The 6,831-nt window shown below is 73.8% G+C and carries 7 protein-coding genes; 3 read left to right on the plus strand and 4 right to left on the minus strand.

Translation table 11 applies throughout. The features are described from left to right. Positions 1 to 45 precede the first annotated feature (45 nt). The 3 genes from ACZ38L_RS10475 to ACZ38L_RS10485 all read right to left on the minus strand — a co-directional run bounded on the left by ACZ38L_RS10475 (position 46) and on the right by ACZ38L_RS10485 (position 3,301). On the minus strand, positions 46 to 1,083 hold the full coding sequence (locus tag ACZ38L_RS10475; protein WP_465691247.1) for a beta-ketoacyl-ACP synthase III: 1,038 nt from the start codon (positions 1,081 to 1,083) through the stop codon (positions 46 to 48). Further along, positions 1,080 to 2,024: an ACP S-malonyltransferase gene (locus ACZ38L_RS10480; protein WP_465691249.1), complete on the minus strand. Its 945-nt coding sequence runs from the start codon at positions 2,022 to 2,024 to the stop codon at positions 1,080 to 1,082. Before ACZ38L_RS10480 ends, ACZ38L_RS10475 begins: the two co-directional genes overlap by 4 nt. A gap of 89 nt (positions 2,025 to 2,113) precedes the next feature. After that, positions 2,114 to 3,301, minus strand: a complete 1,188-nt coding sequence (locus ACZ38L_RS10485) for a PucR family transcriptional regulator (RefSeq protein WP_465691251.1) — start codon at positions 3,299 to 3,301, stop codon at positions 2,114 to 2,116. A 189-nt stretch (positions 3,302 to 3,490) separates the two neighbouring features. Between ACZ38L_RS10485 and ACZ38L_RS10490 the strand changes: the two genes are divergently transcribed. Then, positions 3,491 to 4,264 (plus strand): pirin family protein, encoded by a 774-nt coding sequence (locus tag ACZ38L_RS10490; protein ID WP_465691253.1) that lies wholly within the window; start codon positions 3,491 to 3,493, stop codon positions 4,262 to 4,264. On the opposite strand, the gene ACZ38L_RS10495 is transcribed toward ACZ38L_RS10490, so the two are convergent. Beyond that, complete coding sequence (locus tag ACZ38L_RS10495; protein ID WP_465691255.1) at positions 4,255 to 5,097, minus strand: serine hydrolase domain-containing protein; 843 nt, start codon at positions 5,095 to 5,097, stop codon at positions 4,255 to 4,257. The genes ACZ38L_RS10490 and ACZ38L_RS10495 overlap by 10 nt on opposite strands. A 128-nt stretch (positions 5,098 to 5,225) precedes the next feature. On the opposite strand from ACZ38L_RS10495, the gene ACZ38L_RS10500 reads away from it, so the two are divergent. Further along, positions 5,226 to 5,702 (plus strand): MerR family transcriptional regulator, encoded by a 477-nt coding sequence (locus tag ACZ38L_RS10500; protein WP_465691257.1) that lies wholly within the window; start codon positions 5,226 to 5,228, stop codon positions 5,700 to 5,702. A gap of 7 nt (positions 5,703 to 5,709) precedes the next feature. Next, positions 5,710 to 6,729, plus strand: coding sequence for an aldo/keto reductase (locus ACZ38L_RS10505; protein ID WP_465691259.1), 1,020 nt, complete (start codon positions 5,710 to 5,712; stop codon positions 6,727 to 6,729). Positions 6,730 to 6,831: the final 102 nt, after the last annotated feature.

Raw genomic sequence — 6,831 nt, forward strand, 5'->3', positions numbered from 1 at the left:
CCGTGCGGATGCGCGGCCCCGGTTCGACAGGTGGCGCGGATGTGCCTAAGGGAGGGTAACGACTGCCGCCGCGTAGACCAGACCCGCCCCGAACCCGATGATCAGAGCCAGGTCCCCGCTCTTGGCCTCGCCGCTCTCCAGCATCCGCTCCATCGCCAGCGGGATGGAGGCCGCGGAGGTGTTGCCGGTCTCGGCGATGTCCCGGGCGACGGGCACCGATTCGGGTAGCTTGAGGGCCTTGATCATGGCGTCGGTGATCCGCATGTTGGCCTGGTGCGGGATGAACGCGCCGAGCTGGTCGGCCCGCACCCCGGCGGCGTCCAGCGCCTGCTGGGCGACCTTGGCCATCTCCCAGACGGCCCAGCGGAAGACCGGCTGGCCCTCCATCCGCAGGGTCGGCCAGGTCAGCTCGGTCCCGGTCCCGGCACCGTTGATCGCGTCCGGCTTGCTGAACGCGGTGTCCCAGGCCTCGGTCTGCGAGATGACGTCCTTCTGCGAGCCGTCCGAGCCCCAGACGACCTTGCCGATCCCCGGGGTGTCGGACGGGCCGACGACGGCCGCACCGGCGCCGTCGCCGAAGATGAAGGCGGTCGACCGGTCGTGCTTGTCGGTCAGGTCGCTCAGTCGCTCGACGCCGATCACCAGCACGTACTCGGCGCTGCCGCCGCGGATCATGCCGTCCGCCAGGCTCAGGCCGTAGCCGAAGCCCGCGCAGGCCGCCGAGATGTCGAAGGCGGGCGCGGTGCCGCAGCCGAGCCGCTGGGCGATCTCGGTGGCGATGGCGGGGGTCTGCTTGAAGTGCGAGACGGTGGCCACGATCACGCCGCCGATCTGCGCCGGGTCGATCCCGGCCTGGGCGATCGCCTTGCCGGCGGCCTGCACCGACATCTCGGAGACCGACTCGTCCGGGCCGGCCCAGCGGCGCTCGGCGATCCCGCTGCGGGTGCGGATCCACTCGTCCGAGGAGTCGATCCACTGCAGCACCTCGGCGTTCGGGATCACCCGTACCGGCCGGTACCCGCCCACGCCGTGGATTCGCGAGTAGCTCGCTCCGCCGGCGGGGCGGATCTGCGGGGTGCTCATGCGGAGGTCTCCTCACCGGTGTGCTCGGCCACCAGTTCGCGGGCCTTGTCGAGGTCGGCCGGGGTCTTCAGGGCCAGCGTCGCGACGCCCTTGACGTTGCGCTTCACCAGCCCGGTCAGGGTGCCCGCCGGGGAGAGCTCGATGACGCAGGTCGCGCCGAGCTGCTCCAGGGTCTCCATGCAGAGGTCCCAGCGGACCGGGTTGGAGACCTGGGAGACGAGCCGGGCGAGCACCTCGGCGCCGGACGCCACGACCTCGCCGTCCTTGTTGGAGACGTACCGGGTCACCGGGTCGGCGACCGTCAGGGTGGGAGCCAGCTCGGCCAGCCGCTCGACGCCCGGGGCCATGTGCCGGGTGTGGAAGGCGCCGGCCACCTTGAGCGCGACCAGCTTCGCCTTGGCCGGCGGGTCGGCGCGCAGCGCCGCCAGCTGGTCCAGCGTGCCGGCCGCGACGATCTGGCCGCCGCCGTTGTTGTTGGCGGGAGTGAGGCCGTGCTCGGCGAGCTTCGCGGCGACCTCGTCCGGGTCGCCACCGAGCACCGCGAGCATGCCGGTCTCGGTGACCGCCGCCGCCTCGGCCATCGCCCGGCCCCGTTCGCGGACGAAGGTCAGCGCGTCGGCGGGGTCCAGCACGCCCGCCAGGGCGGCGGCGGTGATCTCCCCGACGCTGTGGCCGGCGACCGCGCCGACCAGCTTGCCGATGTCCTCCGCGCCCGGCAGCAGCGCCCCGGCGGTCACCAGACCGGCCGCCACCAGCAGCGGCTGGGCGACCGCGGTGTCCTTGATCTCGTCCGCGGACGCCTCGGTCCCGTAGTGCACCAGGTCGAGGCCGGCCACGTCGGACCAGCGGCGCAGCCGGTCGGCCACGCCGTCCACCTCCAGCCAGGGGCTGAGGAATCCGGGGGTCTGGGCACCCTGTCCAGGGGCGACGATAACGAGCACGGTTCAACCCTCTCTCGCCAGGCGCCCGAGGGCGGGTAGGCGACGGTAACGAAGAAAACTACGTCGGATTGTGGGGTCCCTACAGCGAGTCACCCCTGAGTGGGGCTGGATTCCAGACGGCCCAGGGCGAGGGCGATGCGCAGCGTAAACGCCGAACGGACGTCCGAAGGGGCGTAACCCGTGACGTCGGTCACACGCCGCAGGCGGTAGCGCACGGTGTTCGGGTGGACGAAGAGCATTCTGGCGGCCCCCTCCAGCGAGGAGGCCTGTTCCAGGTAGACACTCAGCGTCTCCAGCAGCGCGGAGCCGGCCTCGTCCAGCGGTGTGTAGATCTCCTCCACCAGCTGGCGGCGGGCCACCAGGTCGCCGGCCAGCGCCCGCTCGGGCAGCAGGTCGTCGGCCAGCACCGGGCGGGGGGCGTCCGGCCAGGCCGCGCAGGCCCGCAGGCCGGCGGCGGCGGCGTGTGCCGAGCGGGTCGCCGAGAGCAGGTCACCGACGGTCGGTCCGACCACCACCGGGCCGGGCGCGAACTGGCCGATCAGCGCCCGGGCGGCGTGCACCGGCTCCTTGTCGCCGCCGACCACCACCACCAGCCGCTTGCCGAGCACCCCGGTCAGCACGTGCAGCCGGGCGTACCGGGCGGCCCGCCGGATCGCCTCCACCACCGCCTCGCTGTCCCCGTCCGGTGCGCTGCCCATCACCACCCGGACCTGGCTCGGCTGGCCCCAGCCGAGCGCGGCGGCCCGGGAGAGCACCCCCTCGTCGGCGTCGCCGGAGAGCAGCGAGTTGACCACCAGCGCCTCCAGCCGGGCGTCCCAGGCGCCGCGCGCCTCGGCGGCCTGGGCGTACACCTGGGCGGTCGCGAAGGCGATCTCGCGGGCGTAGACCAGCACCGACTCGCGCATGCCGGCCTCGTCGCCGGGGGCGGCGACCTCCGGGATCGCCTCCTCCATCACCTCGATCGTGGTGCGGATCAGCTCCACGGTCTGCCGCAGGGTGATCGCCCGGGTCAGCTCGCGCGGGGCGGTGCCGAAGACGTCGGTGCTGATCGCCTGGGGGGCGTCCGGGTGGCGGTACCACTCGGTGAAGGCGGCGATGCCGGCCTGGGCGACCAGGCCGATCCAGGAGCGGTGCTCCGGTGGCATCCGGCGGTACCAGCCGAGCTGGTCGTCCATCCGGGCGATCGCCGCGCTGGCCAGCTTGCCCGCGGACTTCTCCAGCCGCTTGAGGGTGGCGGCCCGCAGCTCGGCGTGCTCGGCGGCGAGCCGGCGTTCCACGGCGGTTCCGCCGGAACCGGTGGACCGTCGCGCGGTCCGCTTCCCGGCAGGCTGGTTCTGGTCGTTCGCGGCGGGGGCTGAGGCGGCTGGCACAGGACAAGACTGCCTCACCGCGGGGGGTGCTCGTGCACACCCCCCCGGGAAATCCGTTCTCGGCCGGGCTGCCCGCAGCGACTACGGTGGGCTGCTGTGACCGACCTTGGACGCCCCCGGGCAGATCTCCGCCGCACCGCCGAGCGCTACCGTTCCACCCCCGTCGAGGGGGTGGAGAGCCGGCACGCGTTCTCCTTCGCGGACCACTACGACCCGAGGAACACGCACTTCGGCGCGCTGCTCGCGTGCAACGAGGAGACCCTCGCGCCGGGCGCGGGCTTCGAGCCGCACCAGCACCGCGACGTGGAGATCGTCACCTGGGTGCTGGAGGGCGCGCTCGCCCACCGGGACGAGGGCGGGCACGCCGGGGTGGTCCGGCCGGGCATGGTGCAGCACCTCAGCGCGGGCAGCGGGGTGCGCCACAGCGAGCGCAACGTCGGCGGGGCCGACGTCCCGGTGCGGTTCGTCCAGATGTGGCTCCAGCCGGACGCCTTCGACGTGCCGCCCGCGTACGGGCTGCGCAAGGTCGAGCCGACGGCCGACGGGATCACCCTGCTCGCCTCGGGGCTGGCCCGGGACGAGGGCACGCCCGCGCTGCGACTGCGCCGCTCGGACGCCGCGCTGCACCTGGTCGCCGTCGGCCCGTGGCTGCCGCTGCCGGAGCTGCCGGAGGCGCCGTACCGCTACGTCCACCTGACCGCGGGTTCGCTGGGCTACCGCACGGTGCCCGGCCCGAAGGGCGCCGGGCGCTCGATGGAGCCCGGCGACAGCGTGCGGATCACCGGCGAGGCGTTCGTCGCGCCGACCGCCGGGCCGGACGGCGTGCAGCTGCTGCTCTGGGAGATGCACTCGCCGCTGAGCTACGGCTGAGCGCTGCCCAGTTCGGCGAGCACGGCGTCGGTGAAGACCGGCCACAGCTCGGCCGCCCACGGGCCGAAGTCGCGGTCGGTCAGCGCCACGCAGGCCACCCCGGCGGCCGGGTCGACCCAGAGGAAGGTGCCGGACTGCCCGAAGTGCCCGAAGGTCTCCGGCGAGCTGTGCTGCCCGGTCCAGTGCGGCCGCTTGTCGTCGCGGATCTCGAAGCCGAGCCCCCAGTCGTTCGGGCGGCGGTGCCCGAAGCCCGGCAGCACGCCGCTCAGCCCGGGGAAGGCGACCTGCCGGGTGGCCGTGGCCAGCGTGGACGGGTCCAGCAGCCGGGGCGCCTGCAGCTCGGCGGCGAACCGGGCCAGGTCGGCCGCGGTGGAGACGCCGCCGGCGCCGGCCGGGGTGCGGTGGGTGGTGTCCAGCCGGGTCGAGCCCATGCCGAGCGGCTGGAAGACGGCCTCGGTGAGGTACTGCGCGAACGGGATCCCGGAGGCCTTGGCGAGCGCCTCGGCGAGCACCTCGAAGCCGGCGTTGGAGTAGAGCCGGCGGTCGCCCGGGACGGCCATCGGACGCTGCTCGTCGTAGGCCAACCCCGAGGTGTGGGCGAGCAGGTGACGGATGGTCGAGCCCTCCGGGCCGGCCGGGTCGTCCAGCTCGAAGACGCCCTCCTCGACCGCGACCAGCGCGGCGTAGGCGGTGAGCGGCTTGGTCACCGACGCCAGCGGGAAGGCGTGGTCCTGAGGCCCGTGCGCGCCCAGGATCGCGCCGTCCGCGCCGCGCACCAGCACCGCGGCGGCGGTCGGAACGGGCCAGTTCTCGATCAAACGCAAGCTCTGCATGGAGCGAACTCTAGTGTGGCCCGGCGCGGCGTCCGAGGCTGGCTTGCTTGGAGTGCACTCCAACTCGGTAGCGTCGGTGGTACGTCGTTACCGAATCACGTCGTTACCGACACCAGGGGGTCCCACCCATGGCTGCCACGGCCGGCACCGCCGCCTCCCAGGCACTCTCGTTCGACCCGCAGGACTGCGGCCCGGCCTACCGGGAGCCGCGGGCCGAGCCCGACGGCACCCCTCGGCACAGCATCAGCGAGGTCTCCGCCGCCAGCGGCCTGACCCCGCACACGCTCCGCTGGTACGAGCGGATCGGCCTGCTCGACCCGGTGGACCGCACGCACGCCGGCCAGCGCCGCTACAGCGACGCCGACCTGGCGCGGCTGGCCTTCCTCGGCCGGCTGCGGCAGACCGGGATGAGCGTCTCGGACATGCTCCGCTACGTGGAGCTGTCCCGGGAGGGCGACCGCACGTTCCAGGGGCGCCGCGACCTGCTGGTGGCCCACCGTGAGGAGGTCCGGCAGAAGATCGCCGACCTGCACGCCGCCCTCGCCGTGCTGGATTACAAGATCGATATCTACTCAGCGAACTCAGCAGACTCGGGAAAGAAGTAGCGCACACATGAGCACCGCCAAACTCCCCACCGTCCCGCTCGGCACCGGCGGCCCGCTGGTCGGCGTCCAGGGCCTCGGCTGCATGGGCATGAGCGAGTTCTACGGCCCCACCGACACCACCGAGGCGCTCGCCACGCTGGACGCCGCGCTGGCGGCGGGGGTCACCATGTTCGACACCGCCGACATCTACGGCTCCGGCCACAACGAGGAGCTGATCGGCCCGTTCGTCCGGGCCAACCGGGGCCAGGTGTTCCTGGCCACCAAGTTCGCCGTCGAGCGCAGGGCCGAGGACCCGGCCTACCGTGGCGTGCGCAACGACCCGCCCTACATCCGGCAGGCCGTGGACGCCTCGCTGCGCCGGCTGGGCGTGGACGTGATCGACCTCTACTACATGCACCGACGGGACCCCGAGGTGCCGTTCGCCGAGTCGGTCGGCGCGATGGCCGAGCTGGTCAAGGCCGGCAAGGTGCGTCACCTCGGGCTCTCCGAGGTGACCGGGGCGGAGCTGCGCGAGGCGCACGCGGTGCACCCGATCGCGGCCGTGCAGTCCGAGTGGTCGCTGTTCTCCCGGGACGTCGAGATCAGCCTGGTCGGTGCGGCCGCCGAGCTGGGGGTCGCGGTGGTGCCGTACTCGCCGCTCGGGCGCGGGTTCCTGACCGGCGCCTTCGCCAGCGTCGACCAACTGGCCGCGGACGACTTCCGGCGCACCCAGCCGCGCTTCACCGGCGACGCCGCGGCCGCCAACGCCGCGTTGGTCGCGCCGATCCAGCGGATCGCCAGGGAGCGTGAACTGACCGCCGCCCAGGTGGCGTTGGCCTGGGTGCACCAGCGGGCCGAGGTGCACGGGCTGATCGTGGTGCCGATCCCCGGGACCCGCAAGCGCAGCCGGCTGGCGGAGAACACCGCCGCCGCGACGATCCGGCTGGCCGAGGCCGAACTCGCCGAGCTGGACGGGATCGTGGGCCAGGTGACGGGTGGTCGTTACACGGACATGAACTTCACCGCGCTCACTCGCGAGCAGCTGTAGCCGAGTGGGACCGGGGGGGGGGGGGGGGGGGGGGGGGGGGGGGGGGGGGGGGGGGGGGGGGGGGGGGGGGGGGGGGGGGGGGGGGGGGGGGGGGGGGGGGGA

This window comes from Kitasatospora sp. NPDC024654, from assembly GCF_055559155.1.

Excerpts from the sequence above, each read along its gene's own strand:
- ACZ38L_RS10500 (WP_465691257.1), top strand. The coding sequence starts at position 5,226 with ATGGCTGCCACGGCCGGCACCGCCGCCTCCCAGGCACTCTCGTTCGAC.
- ACZ38L_RS10505 (WP_465691259.1), top strand. The coding sequence starts at position 5,710 with ATGAGCACCGCCAAACTCCCCACCGTCCCGCTCGGCACCGGCGGCCCG.
- ACZ38L_RS10475 (WP_465691247.1), bottom strand. The coding sequence starts at position 1,083 with ATGAGCACCCCGCAGATCCGCCCCGCCGGCGGAGCGAGCTACTCGCGA.
- ACZ38L_RS10495 (WP_465691255.1), bottom strand. The coding sequence starts at position 5,097 with ATGCAGAGCTTGCGTTTGATCGAGAACTGGCCCGTTCCGACCGCCGCC.